The following is a 26044-nucleotide window of genomic DNA, read 5'->3' on the forward strand; positions in this document are numbered from 1 at the left end:
TCCGGGGCAGACGGAAGTCATGATTCCCTATATGAAAAGACGTCCGCTGCAAATGCAGGGACGCCGCTTCTCGATCAAGTTAGATGGAAGGTGATCATCAGGCACCGGGCCATAAAAGCCGCTGCGTTCGTGGCATCGGCAGCGCTGGGGGGCTCGGGGGGTGACGAGGGCAAGGAGGGCGACATCCGCGCAGAGTGCGACAAAGGTAAGGCGCCTCCGGTGGGGACCGACGCCGCTGAAGGCATGGCGTCTCCAGCGGAGCCCGACGCCGCCAAGGGCGCAGCACCGCCACCAGAGCCCGACGCCGGCAAAGGCACGGCGCCTCCAGCGGAGCTCGCGGCCGCTAAAGGCACGCCGCCTCCGGCGCCGCCATACGCCAGGGTCTCCCATTGGCGTACAAACCCCCGGACGGCGGCGCGCAGCCGCCCGTCCTCGATAGCCAGGGAGTCTGCGTACTCCCTGGCGGTAACCCCGGGCAGCGGCGGCCCATAGCGCGCCGCCAGCCCGTGCCAGGCCGCAGCGGCGGCGCGCAGCTGCCGCTCACGGCCAAGCCTGCCGGCGCGTCGCACCGCCGGCAGCAGGGCCAGGCTGCGCCGCCAGCGGATGGCGGCAGCCAGCACCAGCGCCGCCAGTGCGAGCGGCGCAGTGTCCGGGCCGCCCGCCTGCGGCAGGGCGGCGGTGAGCGCGTCCGCGTGCAGCGCAGCGGAGCGGCGGGTGTCCGGCGGCGCGGAGGCCGCCGCCGGGTCCGTAGCCGCCGCGCCGAGGGCAGCGGCGGCAGCGGCGGAGGGCGTGGGGTCGAAGGGGACCCAGCCCGCGCCGGGGAAATAGACCTCGACCCAGGCGTGGGCATCGCCGCCGGTCACGCTGTAGCGCTGCGGCACAGAGCCGGGCACGGCGGTTCCCGGGCCGTAGCCCTGGACGTACCGCGCCGGAATGCCGCTGCTGCGCAGCAGGACCGTCATCGCAGTGGCAAAATGCACACAATAGCCCTGACGGGTCCCGAACAGGAAATCATCGGTGAAATCGGCACCGGACGGCGGCACGCGGGTCTTCAGCGAATAGGTATAGCCTTCCTGAAGATAACCGGCTACAGCTACGGCGGCATCGTAACGGCTCGCCGCAGCAGCAGTAATATCGCCGGCCAGTGCACGCACTCTGGGCGGCAGAGCAGCGGGGAGCTGCAAATACTGGCTGCGGACCCCGTCAGGATCACTCCCCCTCAGCTTCCGCAGCACTGCCGGATCACTTGGCGGCAGAACAGACTTGACGGTGTACTCCGTAACCCCTGCGGAGCCGTAGACTTCCGGCAGGCGGAAGCTGAGCCTGTCCGGGCTGGCCAGCACGTAACCCAGCTGGCTTCCGTCCGCAAGCCGGATGTTCTGTACGTCTGTTATAGCGCCTGCGCTGAACAGAGGCACACCTCCAGTGGAAGGAGCAGCGAGCTGAATCCGCTGGGTGAGGGTCTGACCCCCGGCCGATGAAGCATTCGCCAGAGCGGGCAGCGCCCCGGACAGCCGGGGCAGATTCAGCGCTGAATACGCGGCTCCGCTCCTGATCCAGCGGCGGCCGTCATAATACGCCATGCTTTCCCCCCGCAAGTAGTAGGGACGGGAAGCAGTGACCGTGAAGGCCGCCTCCCGGCTGGGAGTCAGGGGCATGCCAAGCTCTCTGTCCTCCATACTGTAGCCGGTGCTGCCGGTGCCGGGTACGCCTGCCTCCTCCGGTCTTTGCGCCGCTGCCCAGTGCTCCAGCTTGTCCAGCACCGGCTGCAGTGTAACCGGGGCAGCCGGGCGCGCGCCCAGCCCTTGCCCGGCCATCCAGGCGGCCAGCGTTACCAGTACAGCTGCCGAGAATGCCCTGGCTCCCCAGCGGGCGTATGGAAGAACAGGCCTTTCTGTCCTCTCTTGCAGGTGGAGCAGCCCGCTTAAAGCCCGCAGCCATAGGATCAGCCCCGCAGTGACCAGGACATCCCCGGAAGTATTAACAGCATAGCCCATATCCAGCACCAGCAGATACACCAGCGTTACACCGGTGAACAGCGCAATACTTCCCCTGTACAGCGCGAGCTGCTGGACGGAGGACACCAGCAGCCCCCAGCCCAGCACCAGAATCAGCAGCCTGCTGTCCTCGCTTAATGCGGAGATCCGGCCAGAGAGCAGCAGCAGGGCATCTTGTCCACTTTTCTCCATGGCATAGACCTTCAGCCACCCGCCCCCACCTCCCGCTGCAGCACAGAGACCATACCAGGTCATGAAGATTAGCAGAAGCTGCCCGCTTGCCTGGACAAGACGGGGCAACAGCAGACAGCCCCATGCGAGAAGTGCTGCTGCCGAGAGCATCAGGAGCCTCAGGAGCTGTGTATGGTCCGCTGCCGCAGGCAATCTGTAGAGCGGCAGCAGCCACAGCCCAAAGACGCCCATAATCGCCAAAGAGAACAGACCGCGATAATACAGAGGACTGTTCTCTCTTTTACCAGCGGAGCTGTTCTCTGCAAGGTCTGATTCCACCATCCCTGCCGCTGTAAACATGATGCTTCCGTAGCGGCGATGCCCGCTGTGGGTTGAACCCTTCGGACTGGCGCTATCCGTACCCGCACTAGCAGGAGGTGGAGTTATCCGGGAATCCATCAGGCTCCGCCCCCTTGTACCCTTGTGCAGGAGCAGCATAGCCCAGACAGTGAATCCTCGCGCCAAGCCGCATCAGACTTCCCGCAATCGTATCCGAGGCAGGCGGTCTGCTGTTCCCGTAAGCTGCGGGATCATGCTGCCCGGTTGTTTCCCACCCCTCCGGTGCCAGCCTGCTGCTGCGGGATAGCTCCGGTAGCGTCCCCGCTGCTCCGGCCGGGCTCCGCACAGGACTACCCTGAGTCCGGCTCGGAGAAGGCTGGTCCCAGACATAATACAGCTCCACCCTGATTCCTTGAACCAGGAAGCGGGCCAGCGTTCTCGCTGACTCCTCCTCCAGCCTGCCGGTAACGACCGATACCGTCATCCCGGGAATCCAGCTCTGTGACGCATCCTCCAGCAGTCTGCTGAGACTCTGTGAACCGGATGGGGCAATCTCTGTAAGCAGATCCCGGACCCTCCCGGGGATCTGGCCCAGTCCCTCATGTCTGGCCATCCCTTCCGGCCAGCCGCCGCTGAAGAGCTGGATGTAGCTGCCGGTACGCTCGGCAGAGAGCAGCAGCCCCATCGTAGCCGATACCGCCTGTTCAAAGGCCGGGATCACCGACCTCCGCTGGCTGCGGGGAGGGTGCGCACCGCCGGGAATCTCGTAATCCGCCGGACTGCTCGCAAGCACGATGCAGGTCATCTGCCCCGCTTCACGTTCCGGCACTCTGCTCTGCAGATTGCCTTTACGGGCGCTGCTCTTCCAGTGAATCCGGCTGAACGGATCACCCGGCGCATAATCACGGATATCCGCTGCTTGCGGGCTGCTGTGGTTCCCCCGCCCGGACACACGGTCTCCCGGCAGCAAGCCGGTATCCGGCACAACTGTGCCCATATATAACGCCCTTGGCAGCACTTTGAAGTCCGCCTTGCCGCCCGGCTGGCAGCCGCCGGTGAACAGCCCCGGCAGATCCCCCCAAGTTATACTGCACCCATGAAGCTGATGTACACCCCTGGGAACGGACAGCAGCTCATAAGAATATTTGAAGGAACGCCGGAAGCCGGGAAACAGCAGCTCCTGATGGCTGCCCCCGCTCCAGTAATCGGTCACAATCATCCAGGGCAGCGGGATTCTGGCGGCAAAAGAAATTTGAACTTCCACAACGGCGTCATCCCCCGCAGACAGACGCGCAGGAACAATCGTGCGCTGGACACTAACTCTCCGGGGACCGCAGAGCTGCATCAGCAGGCCGCCGGACATGACCACACCGCCCGCTGTCAGCAGCAGCAGGAGCGATTCTCCGCCGCGCCACATATACAGTCCTCCGGTAACTGCCATCAGGAGCAGCATTCGCCCCCACTCCTTCGCTGCGCGGCGGACGCGCTTCCGGGGGAACCCGGCTATCTCTGCATTCCCGTACCTGTTCTGCTGTGAATACACCTGTGATTTTGGATCTGTCAATGATGATGAGGACAAGGAGGACACCCTTCCATGGTCATAGACTAGCCCCCTGACAGCCTGTACTTTCTCTGGCTATACTATTTGCTGAGGCCTGTTGCTATCTATTCTTTCCACGAAAAAGGGTGCCCAGACATTCAGCAGCCGCTTTTCCCGCCAGCCCCCCTGCCGTCCCTGTCGTATCCTGCCGTCCCCTCCGTCCAGCCCTCCTCCAAAACGGATATCCGCCTTAAGCTGCGGTAACCCTGCGCTCCTCTGCATTAACAAAGGCTTCCGCACCCGGATGACCTGCCGCCTCAAGCAGCATACGCAGGGGTACCCAGAGGTAGGAGCCTTGGAGCTGCACCTGTGCCGCCCTGTACTCTGCTGTACCGTCCGGCCAGTGAATGCCAACCTCCTGCTTCTGTGAGTCTAACGTCATGCTGCGGCCGTTCCAGCTAACAGCTGCGCTGCGGGTATCCGCATCCCAGCCGACCCGCCCGCCCAGCCGTTCCACGGTGGCGCGTAGCGGAACATAGTACTGCCCGTCCTGGAGACGGTACTCTCCGGGCTTCAGCTTGATCTCCATCCGCCCAATCTCAAGCGCAAGCGCCTTGCCTGGTGCAAACAGCTCCGCATTCGGAGCAATATTGGCCGATATCCAATCCTGTGACGGCTTGCTCCGCTGAAGCGAGGCTGCCTTGGAGGACACCCTGAACTGTACGGGATCACTCTGCGTATCCAGAACGCCGAACTCATAACCGGCCGCTCTGTAGCGTTCAATAATGGCAGGCAGCGCCTTGGCACTCTGTTCATGGCCTGATCCGTCATGCAGCAGCAGCACCACACTGGCGGAGTTCAAGTCAGCCACAGATGCCTGCACAATCTCCGCAGCGGGCACTCCCCGGCGGCGGGAATCTCCGCTGTCCACAGTCCAGTCCATCACCCGGTATCCTGCCTGCTTTAGCAGATTGAAGTATGTACTGTCGAAATGGCCGAACGTGCCGCCCGGCGCACGGACCAGTTGCGGACGGACGCCTGTGATCTCACGTACCGTTTCCTCCGTCTGCTTGATTTGACGCCAGAATTCCGTGAAGCCGCTATATAAATCATGATAGTTATGATTATAGGTATGGTTGCCGATAGCATGCCCCTGCTCCCAGATGGCATGGATCAGCTCGGGACGCCCTGCGGCCTGATCCCCCAGCACGAAGAAGGTCGCCTTAACCCCCTGCTCCTGCAATATGCTAAGCACCTTGGGAGTAACTGCGCTTGGCCCGTCGTCAAAAGTCAGATAGACCACCTTCTCCTTACGGTGACCGGCTGCTGGAGCAGCTTTCCCCGCAGCAGCAGCAGCTACTTGTTGTATAGCGGGAGCAGGACGCTCTGCATCTGCCTTAGGGGTTGAACCGCCCGAAATATGCGGCTGCCGTGATTCTGCGGTTGTCATTCTGGCCGCTGCCGGAGGCAAATCTTGCACCGGGACAGCCGGAGCATTATTCTTAGAGAGTAGAGGTAACGCACTGCCTGCTTCAGCCTGCAGGGAGTACGTAATCCGCGAACCGGAAGAATTCCCCTGCCCTCCATAGGCTGACACACCCAGACTCAGCACAACAGCAATAACAAGCAACCCGCAGATCATGATGCGGCGGATAGGATTTTCCAGGTTGTTCTTCATCTTCTCTACCTCCAGCATTCTATTGGCGCACCCGCACCATTTGGTAGATTGTATGAAGACAAGCTTCAGAATAGAATAGGCGCGCAGCCTTTGGAGAGTGAAGAATCTATGGATATGCTGAAATGGATACAAGAATTGTTTGCGAGCTATGGTTATAGCGTATTGTTTTTCGGGCTTTTGCTCGAATTTATCGCCCTGCCTTTTCCCGGGGAGACCACGATGGCCTTCGCAGGATTTCTCTCTTTCACGGGGAGGTTGGATTTCTTCACCCTGGTGATCGTAGCCTTCTTAGGGACTACAATCGGGATGACCATTACATATTTCATCGGGCTCAAGGCCGGTCTGCCCTTTATCCAGCGGTACGGCAAATGGTTCATGTTCTCTCCGGCCAAGCTGGAAAAGACGCAGCGCTGGTTCGAGAAATACGGCAGTGTGCTGATCTCCATCGGCTATTTCATCCCCGGCGTCCGCCACTTCACCGGCTATTTTGCCGGGATTATTGCCCTGCCCTTCCGTAAATTCGCTATGTATGCCTACGGGGGCGCAATATTCTGGGTAGTGTTATTCCTCGGAATCGGCAAAATCTTCGGCCCGCAGTGGATGGGCATCTTCCACCTGATCGAATCCTACGCCCTCTGGATTGCGGTCGGCGTGCTGGCCATCGCCGCGCTGATTGTCCTCTACCGTTACCGGGCAGCCATTTCTCTGCGGCTGCGGCGGCGCAAGCCGGTAGCTACGCTTGATGCCAAGGTCCAAGTGAAGGTTAAAGAAACCTCCAAGACCCGCTGACTAAAGCCTCAACTAACGCCCGAAAGAAGGTATCCCTGTGAAAATAGACCGTCTGCTCTCCATCGTCATTCTGCTGCTGAACCGGCCGCTGATTCAGGCCAAGGAGCTGGCCGATATGTTCGAGGTCTCCGTGCGTACGATTTACCGCGATATAGACAGTATTAACAGCGCAGGCATCCCTGTGGTTACCTATCAGGGCGCAGGGGGCGGCATCGGCCTCATGCAGGGCTACCGGCTGGACCGCAACGTATTATCGCAACGCGAGCTGGCCGATATTTTCAGTGCGCTGCAAAGCGCTTCCTCCATCGGAGGAGAGGGCCATCAGCTATTGATGGAGAAGATCAGCAGCGTTGTCCCTCCCTCCCAGATCTCCGCCTTCCGCAGCAAAACCACGCAAATGATCGTCGATTTCTCCCCCTGGGAGCTGACAGCTCCGCTGGAGGAGCGGCTGGACCTCCTTAAAGAAGCCTTAGAGGAGGAGATCATGGTCACTTTTGAATACATAACTGCCGAAGGCAGGGTAAGCCAGCGTACGGTCGAGCCCTATACGCTGGTCCTCAAGGGACAATTCTGGTACTTATACGGGTTCTGCGAGGAGCGTCAGGATTTCCGCCTTTTCAAGCTGCTGCGGATGAAAGCGCTAGTGAAGAAGAACAGGCACTATATCCGCCAGGATATTCCGCTTACAGAGCTGCCGTGGAGTAGTAGCTGGAAGGAACCGCAGAATCTCACACCGGTCAAGCTGCGTTTCACGCCGGAAGGCAAGCATCTCGCCGAAGAATACTTCGACTGTGAGACGCTCCAGCAGGATGATACCGGCGGATACACCCTAACGCTCCAGTACCCTGAGAATGACTGGCTATACGGCTTCCTGCTAAGCTTCGGAACCGTCCTGGAGGTGCTGGGACCGGAGCACATCCGCCGCAGATTAGGCGAGGTGGCCCGCGGCGTCGCGGCGGTATATTCATCAGACTTGCCGGAGCGGCAATAAAAGCCGACCCTAAGCATTTTCAATTCGCCATCGCATGACCTCCTTTCCACCCCACCCGCATTCAAGCATGTACAATCTTTTTCCATCCGCTTCCGAACCTGAATCCATGTTGTCAGGTTTGCCGGTTTATACTCTAAGGGAGAAGCCGGTTTTTGACTGGGAGACTGGGGAGGATGAAGGACAGTGGGGCAATTCCACCCTAGTTCGCAGACGCAAAAAGACGACCCGGCAACCGTTAACGGTTATATCGGATCGTCTTTTTGTACTATATACAGGATTATGCTCTCTGTGATTTCGTCAGGCTCGGCTGCGGCTGTCCGCCTTCCGCTTCTTCCGTCTTCAGGAAGTCGGGCTGCGGAGAGGTCTTGCGGATGAACAGCGCCAGCACCAGGGCAACAACAGTCACCCAGGTTGCTACAGCGAAAGCATGGGTAATCCCGTTAATCGTTGCTTCCTGTGTAAGCTTCAGCATCGCAGCCTTATCGGTCTTCGACACCGCACCGCTTACCAGTGCATCGGTAATGTTGCTCTTCGTACGGTTGGTCATCAGGCTGACGAACAGGGCCATCCCCAGTGCACCGCCCACGGTACGCAGGGTGTTGGACATGGCTGTACCATGAGAAGCCAGACGCTGCGGCAGCTGGTTCAGACCGGCGGTGACGATAGGCATCATCAGCATCGACATCCCGAACATGCGGGCCGTATACGTCAGGATCAGATGAGTATAAGTGGTAGTGGTGCTGATCTGGCTGAATTCCCAGGTCGTTACAGTGGTGATGGCAAGGCCGATAACCGCCAGCCATCTGGCTCCGATTTTATCAAATATAATTCCGGTGATCGGTGACATCACGCCCATCAGAACCGCACCCGGGAGCAGCATCAGTCCGGATTCCATCGGTGTAAAGCCGCGGATGGTCTGCAGATAGATCGGCAGCAGGATCATCCCTGCATACATAGCCATAGTGACGATAATGTTGATCACGGTAGTCAGGGAGAACATGTTGTAGCGGAAAATGCGGAACTCAAGCAACGGCTTATCTGTGGTCAGCTCACGCCATACGAACAGCCCCAGAGACACGATACCCAGGATCAGGCAGAGAATAACAGTCGTGCTTCCCCAGCCGTCTGTTCCGGCATCACTGAAGCCGTAGAGCAGCCCGCCGAAGCCCAGTGTAGACAGAATCACACCCGGTTTATCCAGCTTCGGAGAAGTCAGCTTACCGACATTCTGCATAGTCTTCATGCCGAGCAGCATTGAGAAAATGGCCAGCGGAAGCACGATGTAGAACAGCACGCGCCAGGAATAGTTCTGCACAACCCAGCCGGACAAGGTAGGTCCGACAGCCGGAGCAAAAATCATCGCAACCGCCATCAGTCCCATCGCCTTGCCCCGTTCTTCAATCGGGAAGATACGCAGGAACACAATGTTCATCAGCGGCATCAGAATTCCGGCACCTACAGCCTGAATGACTCTGCCGACCATAATCATCTCAAAGCCTGTTCCTATTGCACAGACCAGTGTACCTATCGAAAATAACATCATTGCCGTCGTAAAGAGCTGGCGGGTCGTAAATTTCTCCACCAGATAGGCGCTGATCGGCACGAGCACACCATTAACCAGCATGAACCCTGTCGTCAGCCATTGGGCCGTATTGGCGAGGATATTCAGATCCTCCATCATTTTGGGCAGCGCCACATTCATCAGCGTCTGATTGAGTAGCGCCACGAAGGCGCCGATCAGGAGCGCTGCGATAATCGGGCCTCTGCGGACCGTCTTGGACGGTGCATTACCGGCTGTAATTGTACTCATAGCTTCTTGTTGTCTCTCCCTTGTTCTAGAATTCGGATAATTTCACCATGCAGCCGCAGCAGCTCCTGTACATCCTCCGCAGGAATGTCTGCCAAGGGCTGCAAATGTCTTCGGAGTGACTGTCTGCTGAGCAGACGGATCTCCTTGCCCTTCTCAGTCATCGCCAGCTTAAATATTCGTCTGTCGCTCTGCGAGCGTTCTCTGGTAATCAGTCCGGCCTTCACCATCCGGTCCACTACACCGCTGGCTGCGCTGTTGCCCAGATGCAGAAGATCGGCCAGCTCCGTGATCCCGATATCGGGATGCAAGGATAACTTACGCAATACCATCAGCTGGGTAGATGTGATGTTAAGCTCCTCTGCATCCTTCCACAGAAGCTGCTGGAAATTATGGGTGATGCAGCGGAAAGAGGACAGAATATCGTCCAGTTGCTTTTCCTTTTCTTCCAAGCCTTATCCCTCCACAAGCATAATGCACAAATTCACAATAATACTTCGCATGCGAACTATTTTACTATTTACCTATTTATCCGTCAATGATTTTCTTACAGAAATTTTCTGAAAAATTACGGAAAGCGAGGATTAAACATGAATACAGAACAACGAAATCACTGGAACAGGCAGCATAAAATGTTGTCCAGGATCATCACCAAGCCGGAGGCGCATACTGAAGCAGTCGCTATCATTCTGGAGCTGCATACCTCCCTCTACGCCTCTGAAGAAGGCAACGGGGAACAGGCAACCTATGAGGATGCCTTATGGGACCAGCTGCTGGAGTCCACCGCGCGCAGCTACCCGGTGCAGACACCCGGCAGCCGTAATTCTATAATCTGGCATCTGTGGCACAGTGCACGAATAGAGGATATCACCATGAACATCCTGGGGGCAGACCGTGAGCAGGTGCTATACTCCGGTCAGTATGCCCGGAGGCTGGGGGTTCCTTACGTTCATTCCGGCAACGGAATGAGTGAACAGGATGTTGCTGCACTCAGTAGAGAGGTGAATCTCGGAGCGCTATCCGAGTACCGGCGCGATGTCGCCCGCAGAACACGTTCCATCCTATCCGCTCTGGAGCCGGGACAGCTCGGGATGAAGGCAACTCCGGCGCAGTTCGAGAGAGTCCGGGAAGAGAAGGCCGTGTTGGACACCGAGCAGTGGCTGCTGGATTATTGGGGCGGCAAGACCTTTGCCGGTCATGTGCTGATGCCGGCTACCCGCCATAACTTCGTCCATCTGAACAAAGCGATGCGGGTGAAGCTGCTGCTGCAGAAGTGACTCCGGGGTATCCGGAGGATTTGGCCCACGTCCTTCACGTCTGCTCCATGTAGTCGGTTTTTTGACTACATTCGGCCCACATGCTCCGCGCCTGCTCCATGTAGTCGGTTTTCCGACTACATTCGACCCATGTGCTCCGCGCCTGCTCCATGTAGTCGGTTTTTCGACTACATTTGACCCACGTGCTCCGCTCCTGCTTCATGTAGTCGGTTTTCCGACTACATTTGGCCCACGTGCTCCGCGACTGCTCCATGTAGTCGGTTTTCCGACTACATTCGGCCCACTCACCTCACACAGATCCAATGTAGTCGGTTTTTCGACTATATTCTCTCCACTTGCCTCCTGCGGGCCCCATGTGTTCGGTTCCCGCACACATGGGCGTTGAGCCCTGGAAGGCAAACAAGCGGACCGGAGTTTCCTCCGGTCCGCTCTTCATCTATTCAACCGCTGCTTATCCGCAGGCGGCTTGCTCTACCCCTGACAGCCCATACTACCGGCCAGGACTGGCACCAGCTGTGCCAGATCATCCGCTGACGGCTGGGTACCGGCGGCGAGACCGCTGGCAATCGACATCATCAGCTTGATCCGGTTGGCCTGATTGACCACGCTGACTCCGGCATCATAATCAATAGCGACGATGTTCGCACCAGGATATAGATCCTTAAGCCCTTTAATCATCCCGCGCCCGGTAATATGGTTCGGCAGGCAGGCAAACGGCTGAATGCAGGCAATATTATTCACGCCGTTATCCAATAGATCCATCATCTCAGCCGTCAGGAACCAGCCTTCGCCCATCTGGTTGCCGACCGACACGAGGCGGCTTGCCTTCTCGGCCAGACCGTAGATATTCTCCCGGCCTTTGGATAGTCCAGCCTGCTCCAGCGCTACCTTGACCGGCTTGCGGTAGATTTCGAGATAGGAGATCAGCATGGGATTGATATAGCCCAGCCGCTTGCTTTTGCCGAATTGCTCGGCCTTGTAGATCGGATTGTAGACACAATAGAAAATAAAGTCCAGGAAATCAGGCATCACCGCCTCTCCGCCCTCCGCCTCAATCATGTCAATGATATGATTGTTGGCATCCGGATGGAATTTGATCAGAATCTCCCCGACAATGCCCACCTTGGGCTTATCCGCTGAGATAACTGGCAGCCGCGAGAACCCGGCAACAATCTCACGGGTCAGCCGCTTGTATTCGCGGAACGAGAAGTTCGACAGGCTTCCCTTGCAGCGTCCCATTCCTTGGCGGAATAAGGCCTCTGTGCTTCCCGGCACCGCTTCATACGGTCTGAAGCGGTGCAGCAGGCGCATCATCAGATCTCCGTAGCAGGCTGCGGCGATCAGGCGGTTCGCCAGCTTCAGGCTGATGCGGAAGCCCGGCTGGTTCTCCATCCCGGAGGCATTCAGGGAGATCACCGGGATCTGCCCCAGATCGGCATCCTTCAGCGCCTTGCGCAGCAGAGAGATGTAGTTCGTCGCCCGGCAGCCGCCGCCGGTCTGCGACATGATTACAGCCGTCCGGTCCGGGTCATAATCGCCGCTCTTCAATGCCGACAGCATCTGCCCGATCGTTACAATCGCCGGATAACAGGCATCATTGTTGACGTACCGTAGGCCTTCCTCCGTCTCCTGCGGACCGGTCGATTCCAGAATTTTCAGCCGGTAGCCCGCATCCTGGAAGACCCGTTCGAACAGTTCGAAATGAATCGGCGACATCTGCGGGGCAAGGATGGTATAGGTATCCTTCATTTCTTTGGTGAACGGCACATTGGCTTGCGGCTTGTAGAGCAGCTGCGGCTTAACCTCACCTCTCTCGCGCTCACGCATTGCGGCCTGGAGCGAACGCAGGCGAATCCGCGCGGCTCCGAGATTGCTGATTTCATCGATTTTGATGAGCGTATAGACCTTGTTGTGACGCTCCATAATCTCCTGAACCGCATCGCAGGTAATCGCATCGATCCCGCAGCCGAAGGAGGTGAGCTGGACCAGCTCCAGATCACTTCTCCCCGCTGCCAGCCGGGCCGCACGGTACATCCGCGCATGGTAGGTCCACTGGTTCACTACGCCAACATCCCCTTCGCTGCGGTCCAGATGGCAGATCGAATCCTCGGTCAGCACCGCAAGCCCCATACCGGTAATCATATCGGCAATCCCGTGGTTGATCTCAGGGTCGGCATGATACGGATGTCCGCAGAGCAGAATCCCCTTCGTACCTGTCTCCGTGAGGAAGACCAGCGTCTCCTCGCCCTTGGTGCGCACATCGTTCTTCGCCTGCTCCGCTTCCGCCAGTCCTGCCTGGACAGCAGACGCAATCTCCTCCTTAGGCACCTCGGCGAAGGTTCGCGCCAGCACCCGGGTCAGCGCCGGAATATCGTCGAAGGTCAGGAACGGGCTGACCAGCGGAACCCCCTGCTCCTTCAGGCCGTCCATATTATTGCGGATCACCTCGGGGTAGGAGGCAACCACCGGGCAGTTGAAGTGATTCTGCGCCGCATCATCCTCCTTCTTCTCATACACCACCGCCGGGTAAAAGATGAAGTCCACGCCCTGGCCGATCAGCTGCTGTACATGCCCGTGGGCCATTTTGGCCGGATAGCAGATGGATTCCGAAGGAATGGTATCCATTCCGCTCTCATACAGCTTCTTACTAGACTTCGGAGACAGCACGGTCCGGTAGCGCAGCGAGGTGAAAAAGGTATGCCAGAACGGGTAATTCTCGAACATATTCATTGTGCGGGGAAGTCCAACCGTTCCCCGGAGCGCTGCCACTTCAGGCAGGCCCTCATACGCGAAGAACCGCTCATATTTATATTGCATCAGGTTCGGCAGCGTGTTCTTCTCTTTCTTGCCGCCTGCGCCGCGTTCACAGCGGTTCCCCGTCACATGGAAGCTCTTGTCCGGGAACCGGCTGATGGTCAGCGCACAGTTGTTGGCACAGCGACTGCAGCGGCCTGGAGCGACTGAATACTGGAAGCCCTCCAGCTCCTCCGGTCCGAGAATCGTGCTGATTCCTTCCGGGGCCGCCTGTTCTTTGGCTATCAGCGCACAGCCGTAAGCGCCCATCACGCCGGCGATATCAGGTCTGACTACCGTTCTTCCGGTCAGCAGCTCAAAAGCCCGCAGGACGGCTTCATTGTAGAAGGTGCCGCCCTGGACGATAATATTCCGGCCCAAATCCTCGGGATTACGGATCTTGATCACCTTTTGCAGCGCATTCTTCACTACGGAATAGGCCAGCCCGGCCGAGAGATCAGCAAGGGAAGCCCCTTCCTTCTGGACCTGCTTCACCTTGGAATTCATGAATACAGTACAGCGCGAGCCGAGATTCACCGGTCCCTTCGATTCGAGTGCCACAGCGGCGAACTCCTCTATGCCAAGCTCCAGTGCGGAAGCGAAGCTCTCCAGGAAGGAGCCGCAGCCCGCCGAGCAGGCCTCATTAAGCATCAGGCTGTCGATCGCTCCCCCGCGGATCTTGATGCACTTCATGTCCTGTCCGCCGATATCGAGGATGAAATCGACCTCCGGCATGAACCGGGAGGCTGCCTTGTAATGGGCCACCGTCTCTACTTCTCCGCCATCCATCCGCAGCGCCGCCTTGACCAGACCCTCTCCATAACCGGTTGCGTAAGCTCCCGCAATGTAGCAGCCTGAGGGCAGAATCCGGTAGAGCTCCTTCAGCGCGTCCGTAACCGACTGCAGAGGATTGCCTCCATTGCTCCCGTAAAAGGTATGCAGAATCTCACCCGCCGCTCCGGTAACCACCAGCTTGGTCGTGGTAGAGCCGGCATCAATGCCCAGATAGACCGGCCCCCGGTAGGCAGCCAGCGCGGAACGCGGTGCTGTAGCCTGACTGTGACGAAGTCTGAACTGTGCCAGATCATCCGGCGCTCTGAACAGCGGCGCCAGCTCTGCATCCTCCGCGCGGTCCTGCGAGAAGTCTACAGCCATGATCCGGGCAATCCAGCCGCTGAGCGGCAGGAATACGGGATCTGACCCGGCAAGCGCCGAACCGATGGCGACGAAGTATTGCGAGTGCTCCGGGAACAGCACCTCCTCCTCCTTCAGTCCAAGCGTCTCCGTGAACCGGTCCCGCAGAGCGGACAGGAAGGTCAACGGTCCCCCGAGAAAAGCAACACGCCCACGGATCGGCCGTCCGCAGGCCAAGCCGCTGATCGTCTGGTTCACGATGCTCTGGAAGATCGAGGCCGCCACATCCTCACGCCGCGCCCCTTCATTCAGCAGCGGCTGCACATCGCTCTTGGCAAATACCCCGCAGCGCGAAGCGATGGGATAGATCCGCTCATGCTTCACCGCAAGCGCATTCAGACCCGCAGGGTCCGTCTGCAGCAGAGAGGCCATCTGATCGATGAATGCCCCTGTACCGCCTGCACAGGCTGTGTTCATCCGCTGCTCAATGCCGCCGCTGAGGTAGATGATTTTGGCATCCTCTCCGCCCAGCTCAATCGCGGTATCACATTCCGGAATCCGTCCGCTGATCGCCCTCGTGCAGGCAATGACCTCCTGGACAAACGGAATCTCCCCGAGCTTGGACAGGGACAACCCGGAGGAGCCGCTTACGGTGAGCGCCGCTTCACTGCCGGGGAACCTATGCTGCACCTCTGAGAGTAGGGTAACCGCCGCTTTTTTTATATCACTGAAATGACGCACATAATCCTGATATATAATGATATCCCGTTCCATAACCACCAATTTGGCTGTAGTTGATCCGACGTCAAGCCCAATACGCAGTCTCTTCATGCCATCCCCCATACCTTGCTCCAAATTTGAAGTAATATGAGGCAACTATATCACGAGTGAGCCTGACTATAGCTGTTAGAAAAGTAACAGACAAATACAATTAATTCCCAGCATACTTAATTATTTCACGATTTGTTCTAATGCAGCCTCCACATGGCCCTTCACTCTGACTTTTCGCCACTCCGCTCTCAGAATTCCTTCTTCATCAATCAGAAAAGTAGAGCGCACAATCCCCATGAATTCCTTACCGTAGAGCTTCTTAAGCTGCCACACCCCGAACAATTCGCTCACCGTATGCTCCTCATCGGATAATAACGGAAAGGGCAGGCTATTCTTCGCAATAAATTTGCTGTGTGAGGCCAGCGGATCGGCACTGATTCCAAGAACAACGGCCCCATTCGCGGCAATCGTATCGTGGGCATCACGGAAATCGCAGGCCTCCTGGGTGCAGGCCGGGGTACTGTCCTTAGGATAGAAGTAGAGCAGCACCTTCCTGCCGCGGTAATCGCTCAAGCTGATGTTGCCCCCTGTTGAGGCAGGGAGTGTGAAGTCCGGAACCTTGTCACCTACTGTGATACTCATTTATTATTCACTCCTCTTAATGTGGTTGTTGATTTCTGAAATTGCGTGTCTTCCCAAAAGAAATTATAATGTAGAGAATGTGAACTGGAAAGGACGAACGAAATGCCACCAAGAAAGAACCGGCACGCCAAAGCCGGCAAGTCAAAGAAGAAAACGCTGCTCTGGACTCTGGCAATCATACTCCTTTTAATTATCGGAGGTCTGGTTTACTATTTCACTGCAATTTACAATCAGCTCGATAACCTCCACAAGACAGGTGAAGATTCTCCGTTCGCCAATGTTCCTACAGCCTCGGCGGAGGCGATTAAGCCACCTGAATGGGAGGGCACAGAGCCGGTTAACATCCTACTCATGGGCGTGGACGGCCGCGGGGTGAAGAAGGGCGAAGTGCCGCGTTCGGATACGATGCTGGTGGCCTCTCTGGACCCGGTGAAGAAGAAGTTCTATGTCTTCTCTATTCTGCGCGATACGTATGTTGATATTCCAGACCACGGGACCCAGCGGATCAATGCCGCCATTACTTACGGACCCAATACGGCGATGCAGACGGTCAGCGACCTGCTCGGCATTCCGATTCAATATTATGTCTATACCGATTTCCAGGGCTTCATTAAGCTGGTGGATGCCGTGGGCGGTGTGGACTACGAGGTCGAGAAGGACATGCGCTACACCACCAAGGCAGACGGGCCTGAATACGACATTGATCTCAAAAAAGGCTTCCAGCATCTGGACGGCAAAATGGCGCTGCAATATGTACGCTTCCGCCATGATGCCACCTCCGACTTCACCCGGACCGAGCGCCAGCGCGGCTTCCTTAAGGCGGTGGCGGACAAGGTGATCAGCACCACTTCAATTATCAAGCTGCCGAATATTCTCGGTCAGGTTACGCCTTATATCGACACGAACCTTGACGCGAGCGACATGTGGAAGCTGGGCGCTGTAGGTTATGACAGCTCTATGGGCGGCAGCGAGCAGATTCCGCCGATGAAGCTGATCCGGGAGAAGACCCTCAAGGACGGCTCCCAGGTGATCGGGTTCAGCAGCGAGAAGGCAATGAAGCAGTTCGTAGAGGATACGCTCACTGCACCCGAACCATCGCCAACTCCTGGAGCAGAGGCTTCACCGGGCAGCAGCCCTTCCGCTTCACCGGGAACAAAGTAACATCCAATATAACCATGCTTGGCACACGGGGCGGGCGGACAGCGGGAATCAGCCGCGGTTCGCCCTTTCCCATGGACGCAAGCCAAGAAGAAAGGAACATTAGCTATGAACCGCAGCACATCAGAACAGTTATACGAGGAAGCTCTCCAGCATATTGTCGGAGGCGTGAACAGCCCCTCCCGCTCCTTCAAGGCCGTGGGCGGAGGCGCCCCTGTCTTCATGAAACGCGCCGGAGGCTCACGCTTTTGGGATGAGGACGGCAATGAATATATTGATTATCTGGCCGCCTATGGCCCGATCATTACCGGACATGCCCACCCGCATATCACCGCCGCTATTACTGAGGCCGCGCAGAACGGACTGCTCTACGGAACGCCAACCCGGCTTGAGATCAAGCTGGCTAAGATGCTGAAGGAAGCTATTCCCTCGATGGACAAGGTACGCTTCGTCAACTCCGGTACAGAAGCCGTCATGACGACCATCCGCGTCGCCCGCGCCTACACGAAGCGCAGCAAAATCATCAAATTCGCCGGCTGTTATCACGGCCACTCTGACCTTGTGCTTGTAGCCGCAGGTTCAGGTCCATCGACGCTGGGCATCCCTGACAGCGCAGGCGTTCCGGCCAGTATCGCCCAAGAGGTCATCACCGTCCCCTTCAATGATCTGGATGCCCTGCGTGAAGCATTAGAGAAATGGGGCCAGGATGTGGCTGCTGTTATGGTCGAGCCGATTGTCGGCAACTTCGGTATGGTTATGCCGGAGCCAGGCTTCCTGGAAGGCTTATGCAAGCTGACGCACGAGAACGGCTCCCTGGTTATCTATGATGAAGTCATTACCGCCTTCCGTTTCCACTATGGCTCCACACAGACCTATGCCGGTCTGGCGAATCATGAGGAGATCATTCCCGATCTGACTGCCCTTGGCAAAATCATTGGCGGCGGGCTGCCTATTGGCGCTTACGGCGGCCGCAAGCATGTCATGGAGCAGGTCGCTCCGCTCGGTCCTGCTTATCAGGCCGGCACGATGGCCGGTAACCCCGCCTCGATCTCGGCAGGGATCGCCTGCCTGGAGGTGCTTAGCGCGGAAGGCGTCTATGACGAGATGGAGCGGCTGGCCATCCGCCTGACCGAAGGACTTCAGGCGTCCGCTGACCGTCACGGTATTCCACTAACCATCAACCGCATTCGTGGTGCATTCTCCACACATTTTTGCAGCCATCCCATTACGAATTATGAAGAAGCGCAGGATACCGATGGTGAAATGTTCGCCAGCTTCTTCCGGCATATGCTGAGCCGGGGCATCAACCTGGCCCCGTCCAAATATGAGGCGTGGTTCCTGACCACAGCCCACACGGATGCCGACATTGACCTCACCCTGGAGGCGGCAGAGGCTTCGTTCGCGGCTATGGCTGCTGAGAAGTAGTCGCTCAACTATAAGAATAGGCTGTCCCAAGAGTCAGATAATGACTTTGTGGGACAGCCTTTTGTTTACTTAAGATCCATGTGAAAACAGGAACACTCAGTGATAGGTGTATTTTGTACAATTAAAAACGAAAAAATGGAAGGGTTTCCTCTTCTAATTGCAGTCTGTACAACTAAATCTGTCCGAATGGGTGAGAACCCCGGCATGAAGACTTTTTAAATGTATGAAATACAACTAAACGGATTATCGGTGGAATATCGGATGATTTAGTTGTACGGAATACATTTATGCAAATCGATCGTACCGTAGTCGGGGCATGGCCAAATCTCAAAATGCGATGCCCTACCGGCATTAGTTGCGCCGTCCATACACAAACAACGCTGCCACCGCAAGCGGGGTCACCAGCCGAACGGCAAGCGGCATGCTCCCGCCCGTGAAGGCGACAACTACATAGCTTATCACAATAGCTGCTTCGGACATCAGGTGCTTGTGAAAAGTTCCTTGTCTACTTGCTCTTCTGCTCATACAGGCTGCGGATCTCCACATCCTGCGGAAGCTTGAACGGGTTTTGCGGATTGATCCGGTCATAGAACATCATTCCGTCCAGGTGATCCATCTCATGCTGGATGATGATCGCCTGATAGCCTTTGAATTTCTGGGTTACCACCTCGCCATTCAGATCGAAGCCCCTGACCTTCACAGACTCATAACGCGGTACGAAGCCGTGCACCGGCCGGTCCACAGACAGGCAGCCCTCGCTCTCCGGCAGATAGACCATCGCCAATGAATGGCTGATAATCTTGGGATTCACCCAGGTATATTCCACATTTTTTCCATTATCGTCCTTCAAAAACATGACAAACATCCGCTTCGATATTCCGATCTGGTTAGCGGATAAGCCTACCCCTGAACGCAGCTTATACTTGGCAGACATTTCGGCATCCTGACTGTTCTTCAGGAACTGCATCATGCTCTGCAGTACACCACGGTCTTCTGCCTGCAGCGGCAGCTGTACGGGTTCCGCTACCGTACGCAGGACAGGGTCGCCTTCCCGTATGATATCCTCCATCGTGATGATGTAATCAGCATTATACTTTGTACTAGACAACTGGGTTCATCCACCTTTTCCACTACGGGACTGATTTGATGATGCTATGGTTAGATTATGCGCGATTAAGGATTAATGAAAGCTGTCCGCAGCTTGCTGCTGTAATTCACATCGAAGCCCAGTCCGGTAGCGAGCGCGGCGAGCGGAAGATAGGTTTTATCCTCTTTGCCAACCTTATGCAGAAAAGCTGGAGTATCAATCGCTACATCCGCACCGTTCACCTTAATGGTCTTCGAGCCGATCGTAATAACCACCGTTCTTCCTCCGTAAATTACAGTGGCACTGGAGGTTTTGTTATCCCATTTGCCATCCGCACCCACTGCATTCAGAATATCCTTCAGCGCCAGAAAGTTCTGCCCGTTCTTCAAAATGAGCTTATTGGGCGTATTCAGTTCCTTCCCCTTCACAACGATGGACATCGGCGCTGTCTCCGAAGCCATCGCCGTTACTGCCGGCGTACGGTATTCCCCCCATTGCATTTCAGCGAATACAGTGGCAATCCGTTCATATCCAAGCTGCGTAGGATGGAAGTCTGCCGCCCCGGCTCCGATGATATGAGTTAGCGATCCCTCTACCCCGGCGAACTTTGCGGCTACATGAGCTACCTTAAGCGGAGCGCCTGCCTGGTTCAGGGTAGCCGCGATATTCTCAGCCGCGATGGTGAACTGTGCAGCCGCATTCATCAGCTTGTCATACGAAGCCCCCAGGGCGATTTTCGGAGCAGGCTGATACTGGTCGGCCAGCAGAATGGTTGCCTGCGGATTCACTTCCCGGATATTCTTCAGCAGCGCTGTTACATTACTGCTGTATTCCGTCAGACGCTCCGCAAGCTGGGAAGCGAAATCGGCATCGGTCAGCGTCTTGTAATTCAAGAACAGACTGCTGACATCATTACCGCCGATGGTAATGGTAATCAGATCCGCCGCAGCGAGTTCCGTTCTAATCTGCGGGGCCAGCGCAGCAAATTGCAAGGTACGCGGATCAGACAGCCCCGGCTGAATGGCCTCCGGCGTAATTACCGCGCTGTCCTTAATAGCTCCGGTATATTGAAGGAGTCCCGCTGTCTTAAGGCCCAAAATGCCATAATTCTTAAGCTCACTTCTGCCGTGGTACCAGCCCTGCTCCAGTAATCGCTCAGCGTATCCGTACGGCTTCACGGAGGGATCAGTCATCCCCGGCTCATACCCGGCAGTAATAGAATCTCCAAGTGCCACGATGCGAAAGACATCCTGCTCCGTTCCTTGCGCCACGGCTGCTGCAGCGGCAACCGCCGGACCTGCATGCACATTGATTAATACGGTGAACAACAGCAGTCCGCTAGCAGAAGCTGATATTAACCTTCTCCATGTCTTCAGCATCGTATTCCTCCTAAATTAGTATAATTCTATTCTAACATCCCGCCCAGCTCCTGTGGAAACAGCTTTGCCGTCTTTTTATAGCAGATAACGTTTCAACAGCTGATCTTTGCGCAAAAGAGCGGTCTCCCGATAATTCGGAAAACCGCTCCTGTGGATAACAGCAGCTTATCGCTCTCCGCTGCCGGATTCTGAAGATTTCTTCGGTTCGCTAGTGCTGGGCGGACCGCTTGCCTGGTCTGAGCGCTTCACATATTTATCATACCGGTCATCCAGCTCATAGGCGATTTTGCGGTAACGAAGCGTCTCTTCGACTATGGGGTCAAGTGTAGTCTGTATGCGGATCTCATACTTGGGCGAAATCTGACGGATCTCCTTGGCCTGCCGGTCCGCCTGCTCCATCTCGCCGTCCTCCAGAAGCTCGCTTAGCCTCCGCTCCAGATCTTCATTCTCATTCATAACGGTGTAAGCCCTCCTACTGCTTCTTGAAGCCTGTAGCATCTGCGGCCTGCAGGGACGTAACCAGATAATCATGAATTCGTCCATTGCTTGCGACTACATGGCGTGTGCCGATATCGTAGGGATCACCCAGCGTATTCGTGACCTTGCCGCCGGATTCCAGCACCAGTAGCACCCCCGCTGCGCAGTCCCAAGGGCTCAGTCCAACCTCCCAATACCCGTCCACTCGTCCGGCAGCAACATAAGCCAGATGCAGTGCCGCCGATCCTCCGGCACGAATGCCGCGGACCTGCGGCATAATCTGCTGCAGCCCGGCCATATTCGCCGGCTGGGCCACCACGCGGTCCGGCGGGAAGCCCATGGCGATCAGGCTGTTGCCCGGCAGAGTCTCAGCCGATACCTTCGTAGGAATCCCGTGCATGTATGCGCCCTTCCCCTTCTCGGCCACGAACATCTCGTCCCGGATCGGATCATAGATCACGCCTACCGTAAGCTCTCCCTTAACAACCAGAGCAATCGATACACAATAGAACGGGAAGCCGTGCACGAAATTAGTCGTGCCGTCTATCGGATCGACGATCCACAGATACTCATGCTCCCGTGCTTCATCCAGCGCGGCCGTCAGTGCCTCCGCACCAGGCTCAACACCCTCCTCGCCAAGGATGGCATGGTCGGGATAATGGGTCAGGATCAGCCGGCGGATCATCTGCTCCACACCCTTATCGACCTCCGTGACCAGATCCTGGGCCGATGTCTTACTGCCCAGCTCCTTCACCTGGCCTTGTCTGCTCTTGATCCATTCCCCCGCTTTGGCCGCAGCATTGATGGCTGCCGCCGTATGTCCCTTGCTTGTAACTACATAGGGCTGCCGTTCATTTCGGTTATCAGGACTTACAGGACTCATCTCTTCACTCCGCTTTCTTTGCGCATGATTGTTCTCCCGGGGACCGCTGTTTCCGCAGGATACCCTTTCTCTGCCTTAGAACATGACTGCTCAACTTTCTTTCAACGTACCTCATTTCGGCCGGTTTATCAAGTCATGACTGGTGCCGCTCACGGGCCTGGCCGGCAAGTTTTTTGCCAGTTATGGTTCTATATTCACACTCGCTCCGTTTAGTACCATAATTCCATTCCCGCCTTCCGACAGTCCCTTCATCTCCTCCATCAGACCGAACAGGGCCCCATCCTTGAGCTTCGCCTCAATCATCACATCTACGGCGGGAGTATCCGCAGCAATCCGCTTCAGAAAAGCAACCAGCGGTGCCGGCTCCACCCCATCGGCATGGCTGCGCGGATCAGACGGGCTGCGCGGGCTGGACACATGGATCTTCGGCGGCAGCTGCCCTCCGGGCGGTACATCCTTCAGTGCCAGAGGGCTTGTCCATGTCTTCAGGATCTCCGGCCACAGCTCCCAGGGAAGCTCACCTTCATTGTTGACCCATTGGTGATGGATATCCAGCACCATCGGCAGCTCCATTCTGCGGCAAACCTCCAGCGTCTCTACCGCGTTGAACGTCTTGTCGTCGTTCTCCAGCGTCAGCCGCTCTCTAAGCGCAAGCGGCAACGCGGAGCATTGTACGCAGAAGCGTTCCGCAGACAGAGGCTTGTCCCCGTAAGCGCCGCCGATGTGGATATTGCTCTTAGCCGTCGCCGGCAGCCCCATCGCGTCCAGCATGTCCGTATGATGCTGCAGATCACGGATCGAGCTTGCAAGCACCTCCGGCCGCGGCGTACTCAGCACCGTGAAGTGATCCGGGTGGAAGCTGACACGCAGCCCGTGCTTCTTCACATAGCTGCCCACCTCAGCGAATTCCTCCGCAAGAGCAGCCAGCGGATTCCAGTCCGCCAGATCAGGGTGGGTGGCCAGCGGAACCAGCTTGGAGGTGAGCCTGTAGACCTTAATATCCGATCCGACATTATGCTTCAGCAGACGGAGCGTATTATGCAGATTCATCCGGGCGATGGATTCCAGCTTACGAAGGCCCGCCTCCCGGTCGCCCAGCTTGTTGAAGCTTGCCATCGTCATCGTTTTGGAGGGAGAACAGTCAGGGATCACCGTAGACATGGCAACATAGCCGAAGCGGACAATCATCCCTCTTCCCCGAAGAACATCTCGTAGGCAAGAGCCGTCTGAACGCGCGACTCTTCCTCATTCAGCTTCCGGACCAGATCCATTTCCACCGCCGTAACCTCATTGCCCTGAAAATTGATTTCAGCAATCGACGCAGAAATTTTGACAATGGCCACCGCTACATTCTCCGGGGTATAGGCGATCACCTTCTGGCCGGTCGGATAGACACGGAAGCCCTGCTTCACCATCTTGGTACGTCCGTACTCCAGCAGCTCGTACAGCTCCTGCTCATTCTTGAACTTGCACACCGAATTGAATTCTGATTGAAACCCCATGCTTCTCTCTCCTTCCCGGCCGGAATGCTCCCGCCGATCAACGTGGTTTATTCATTATCGTACTTCAGGCCCTGTCTGAACCGGTAACGCTCCAGCGCCAGCCCGATCATACGGTCCAGCAGCGCTTTATAGGACACACCAGTCTCACGCCACAGCAGAGGATACATGCTGAACGGGGTGAAGCCTGGCATGGTATTCACTTCATTAATAAGAATCTTGCCGTCAGACTTCCGCAGGAAGAAGTCGGCCCGGGTAATTCCGCTGCCCTCAATAGCCTTGAAGGCCAATATCGCCGACTCGCGCAAGTGGTCCGCTACCTCGGGATCGACAGGTGCCGGGATCAGCATCTGTGATTTGCCGTCCGTGTATTTGGCCGCATAATCATAATATTCACCGGAAGAGACGATTTCACCCGGAACCGAGGCCTCCGGCTCCTCATTGCCGAGTACCGCCACCTCCACTTCCCGCGCATCCACGAACTCCTCAATAATCACCTTCGTGTCATAACGGAAGGCATAATCCACAGCCTTGATCAGACTTTCCTTGTCCGTGGCCTTGGAGATTCCTACGCTGGAGCCCAGGTTGGCAGGCTTGACGAATACCGGATATCCCAGCTTATCCTCCAGACCTACAATCAGCTCGTGCTTGCGCTGTCTCCAGTTCGCAGCATTGAAGTAGCAGTAATCACATTGATCCAGCCCCGCCTCGCCGAACAGCTTTTTCATAACTACCTTATCCATACCCGCCGATGAAGCCAGCACCCCTGCACCGATATACGGGATATTCGCCATCTCGAACAGTCCCTGAATGGTGCCATCCTCGCCGTTCGTACCATGCAGCAGCGGGAACATGACGTCTATTACCTGCTCGCCTCCGCTGAGCCCGCTGAACAAGGCATTCAGGGCTGTACCCATGTCACCAGCCACCCCGGAGAGCTTAAGCTGCTCAATCGCGGGGAAGGGAGCCTCCAGCACTGCACCTACCTTCCATACCCCCTGCTTGGAGATATAGAACGGAATAATCTCATATTTATCGTAGTCAAAAGCGTTCATAACCGCATAAGCCGTCTGCAGCGATACCTCATGCTCTCCGGATTTGCCGCCGTACACCAGTCCTACGGTAGTTTTAGCGTTCCCCATGCCCTAACCTCTTTCTGATCTATAAATAGTCATTGATATGAAAAAAACGATATGCCGTCCGGTCCGTCCAGGCGTAGGAATCCTTGTAATCCCAGAAACGGTGACGGCTGCTAACCGTCCGCGCATTCACCAGCGGCTGCCCGCCAGCATCAAAAGCGGTAACGATCGTGCTGTGCTGATAATGTCCGTTGCCGTCCCAGTCATACTGAATAATGTCGCCCAGCTGAAGCTGCTCCGGCCGCTCGACAATCTCCGCCCGCAGCCCGCTGCTACGGCTCCCGCTCAGATAACGCTTCAGGCTGTCGGAGACCGCCCAGCTGAAGCTCCACCATTCCTGGGCTCCATTATAGCCCTTGTACCACCAGCCCGTTTCTCTTTTACCAGTATAGTTGATAGGCGCTCCCCCTGCAAAGAGACATTGGGAGACATAATTCGTGCAGTCCACCTCAAAAATCTCAAACTCCGGATTCCCCTCCTTCCACCAGAGGTCGGCATAGGCTGCAGCCTCCTCCCTGCGGTACCGCACCTCCCTTACGCCGCTTGCGCCCTTCAGGACACGGCGGTTCAGCAGCGGCTGGGAAGGACGCGGATCGGGCAGAGCCTCCCCCCATTCCGAGAGCCGCAGTGCCGGATCTTTCTCCACCACCTTGCGCACCCCATTCCGCTCAGGCACGCGGCGCTCCACGTTCACAATCTCCCAGCCGTCTTTTTCACGTACAAAGGTCAGTCGCTCCGACTCCACCACATCCTCACGGTGTGTCATCCCGCCCTTCTCATAATAGAAGGCGCTGTGCAGCGCCACATCGGCGACCACCTCGGCAGGATTCTGCCGCACGGTCCGCAGCGTCCGCACCCCCGTCTCCCCGCGCAGCGGAGTAATGCCCCGGCGGGTGTACCACTGGGCGATCCGGCGGGAACGCGTGCGCTGTTCGTCCAGGAACCGGGGGTCCCTAATTGTGGTATGGCGCGGTTCGGCGCCAGGTGCAACCCGCCCCTTGTTCAGCTGGTCCACATAGACATAGAGACTTTTCTTCCACTGCTGCTCCATTCATCCTCCGCCCTTTC

Annotated in this window: 21 protein-coding genes; 5 read left to right on the forward strand and 16 right to left on the reverse strand. The window is 56.9% G+C overall.

The genetic code is table 11. The features are described 5' to 3' along the window. Nucleotides 1–74 precede the first annotated feature (74 nt). From J2Z70_RS25385 to J2Z70_RS25395, 3 genes are all read right to left on the reverse strand, one after another. The gene (locus J2Z70_RS25385; protein ID WP_209877823.1) at nucleotides 75–2627 is read right to left on the reverse strand and encodes a transglutaminase-like domain-containing protein; all 2553 of its coding nucleotides are present in this window, start codon (nucleotides 2625–2627) and stop codon (nucleotides 75–77) included. After that, nucleotides 2596–4071: a DUF58 domain-containing protein gene (locus tag J2Z70_RS25390; RefSeq protein WP_209877825.1), complete on the reverse strand. Its 1476-nt coding sequence runs from the start codon at nucleotides 4069–4071 to the stop codon at nucleotides 2596–2598. The genes J2Z70_RS25385 and J2Z70_RS25390 overlap by 32 nt, the downstream gene beginning before the upstream one ends. Before the next feature lie 226 nt (nucleotides 4072–4297). Beyond that, nucleotides 4298–5725, reverse strand: a complete 1428-nt coding sequence (locus J2Z70_RS25395) for a polysaccharide deacetylase family protein (RefSeq protein WP_245368512.1) — start codon at nucleotides 5723–5725, stop codon at nucleotides 4298–4300. Nucleotides 5726–5833: 108 nt separating this feature from the next. Between J2Z70_RS25395 and J2Z70_RS25400 the strand changes: the two genes are divergently transcribed. Next, complete coding sequence (locus J2Z70_RS25400) at nucleotides 5834–6514, forward strand: DedA family protein (protein ID WP_209877945.1); 681 nt, start codon at nucleotides 5834–5836, stop codon at nucleotides 6512–6514. A gap of 37 nt (nucleotides 6515–6551) precedes the next feature. Then, on the forward strand, nucleotides 6552–7505 hold the full coding sequence (locus J2Z70_RS25405) for a helix-turn-helix transcriptional regulator (protein WP_209877827.1): 954 nt from the start codon (nucleotides 6552–6554) through the stop codon (nucleotides 7503–7505). 277 nt (nucleotides 7506–7782) lie between these two features. Here J2Z70_RS25405 and J2Z70_RS25410 read toward each other — a convergent pair whose 3' ends face one another. After that, a complete protein-coding gene (locus J2Z70_RS25410; protein WP_209877829.1) occupies nucleotides 7783–9315 on the reverse strand; it encodes a DHA2 family efflux MFS transporter permease subunit in 1533 nt (510 codons plus the stop codon). Next, on the reverse strand, nucleotides 9312–9764 hold the full coding sequence (locus J2Z70_RS25415) for a MarR family winged helix-turn-helix transcriptional regulator (protein ID WP_036723807.1): 453 nt from the start codon (nucleotides 9762–9764) through the stop codon (nucleotides 9312–9314). The genes J2Z70_RS25410 and J2Z70_RS25415 overlap by 4 nt, the downstream gene beginning before the upstream one ends. Nucleotides 9765–9902: 138 nt before the next feature. Between J2Z70_RS25415 and J2Z70_RS25420 the strand changes: the two genes are divergently transcribed. Beyond that, nucleotides 9903–10589, forward strand: a complete 687-nt coding sequence (locus tag J2Z70_RS25420) for a DinB family protein (RefSeq protein WP_209877831.1) — start codon at nucleotides 9903–9905, stop codon at nucleotides 10587–10589. A gap of 471 nt (nucleotides 10590–11060) precedes the next feature. Here the strand turns inward: J2Z70_RS25420 and J2Z70_RS25425 are convergent, their stop codons facing one another. Together J2Z70_RS25425 and bcp are read right to left on the reverse strand one after the other, a co-directional pair. After that, a complete protein-coding gene (locus J2Z70_RS25425; RefSeq protein WP_209877832.1) occupies nucleotides 11061–15347 on the reverse strand; it encodes a 2-hydroxyacyl-CoA dehydratase in 4287 nt (1428 codons plus the stop codon). A gap of 120 nt (nucleotides 15348–15467) precedes the next feature. Then, the gene (gene bcp / locus J2Z70_RS25430) at nucleotides 15468–15929 is read right to left on the reverse strand and encodes a thioredoxin-dependent thiol peroxidase (protein ID WP_209877833.1); all 462 of its coding nucleotides are present in this window, start codon (nucleotides 15927–15929) and stop codon (nucleotides 15468–15470) included. Between the two features lie 102 nt (nucleotides 15930–16031). Between bcp and J2Z70_RS25435 the strand changes: the two genes are divergently transcribed. Then, the gene (locus tag J2Z70_RS25435) at nucleotides 16032–17090 is read left to right on the forward strand and encodes an LCP family protein (RefSeq protein ID WP_209877834.1); all 1059 of its coding nucleotides are present in this window, start codon (nucleotides 16032–16034) and stop codon (nucleotides 17088–17090) included. A 105-nt stretch (nucleotides 17091–17195) separates the two neighbouring features. After that, nucleotides 17196–18512 (forward strand): glutamate-1-semialdehyde 2,1-aminomutase, encoded by a 1317-nt coding sequence (locus J2Z70_RS25440; RefSeq protein ID WP_209877835.1) that lies wholly within the window; start codon nucleotides 17196–17198, stop codon nucleotides 18510–18512. 351 nt (nucleotides 18513–18863) lie between these two features. On the opposite strand, the gene J2Z70_RS25445 is transcribed toward J2Z70_RS25440, so the two are convergent. The 9 genes from J2Z70_RS25445 to J2Z70_RS25485 form a co-directional block, all read right to left on the reverse strand. Further along, nucleotides 18864–19037, reverse strand: coding sequence for a hypothetical protein (locus tag J2Z70_RS25445; RefSeq protein WP_209877836.1), 174 nt, complete (start codon nucleotides 19035–19037; stop codon nucleotides 18864–18866). Then, complete coding sequence (gene def, locus J2Z70_RS25450; RefSeq protein ID WP_209877947.1) at nucleotides 19018–19581, reverse strand: peptide deformylase; 564 nt, start codon at nucleotides 19579–19581, stop codon at nucleotides 19018–19020. The genes J2Z70_RS25445 and def overlap by 20 nt, the downstream gene beginning before the upstream one ends. Nucleotides 19582–19685: 104 nt before the next feature. Further along, on the reverse strand, nucleotides 19686–20978 hold the full coding sequence (locus J2Z70_RS25455) for a stalk domain-containing protein (RefSeq protein ID WP_209877837.1): 1293 nt from the start codon (nucleotides 20976–20978) through the stop codon (nucleotides 19686–19688). 165 nt (nucleotides 20979–21143) lie between these two features. Next, a complete protein-coding gene (locus tag J2Z70_RS25460; RefSeq protein ID WP_036723798.1) occupies nucleotides 21144–21434 on the reverse strand; it encodes a hypothetical protein in 291 nt (96 codons plus the stop codon). A gap of 16 nt (nucleotides 21435–21450) precedes the next feature. Beyond that, a complete protein-coding gene (locus tag J2Z70_RS25465) occupies nucleotides 21451–22338 on the reverse strand; it encodes an inositol monophosphatase family protein (protein WP_036723796.1) in 888 nt (295 codons plus the stop codon). Between the two features lie 180 nt (nucleotides 22339–22518). Further along, entirely contained in the window at nucleotides 22519–23526 is a 1008-nt protein-coding gene (uvsE, locus tag J2Z70_RS25470) for a UV DNA damage repair endonuclease UvsE (protein WP_209877839.1), read from the reverse strand. Continuing rightward, nucleotides 23523–23840, reverse strand: coding sequence for a hypothetical protein (locus J2Z70_RS25475; RefSeq protein ID WP_036723794.1), 318 nt, complete (start codon nucleotides 23838–23840; stop codon nucleotides 23523–23525). Before J2Z70_RS25475 ends, uvsE begins: the two co-directional genes overlap by 4 nt. 47 nt (nucleotides 23841–23887) lie before the next feature. After that, nucleotides 23888–24979 carry a D-alanine--D-alanine ligase gene (locus J2Z70_RS25480; protein ID WP_209877841.1) on the reverse strand — a complete coding sequence of 364 codons (1092 nt, stop codon included), beginning with the start codon at nucleotides 24977–24979 and terminating at the stop codon, nucleotides 23888–23890. A 19-nt stretch (nucleotides 24980–24998) separates the two neighbouring features. Continuing rightward, nucleotides 24999–26027 carry an amidase domain-containing protein gene (locus J2Z70_RS25485; RefSeq protein ID WP_209877843.1) on the reverse strand — a complete coding sequence of 343 codons (1029 nt, stop codon included), beginning with the start codon at nucleotides 26025–26027 and terminating at the stop codon, nucleotides 24999–25001. Nucleotides 26028–26044: the final 17 nt, after the last annotated feature.

The sequence above is a fragment of the Paenibacillus silagei genome, assembly GCF_017874735.1.
In the GTDB taxonomy this organism is placed as follows: Bacteria; Bacillota; Bacilli; order Paenibacillales; family Paenibacillaceae; genus Paenibacillus_AQ; species Paenibacillus_AQ silagei.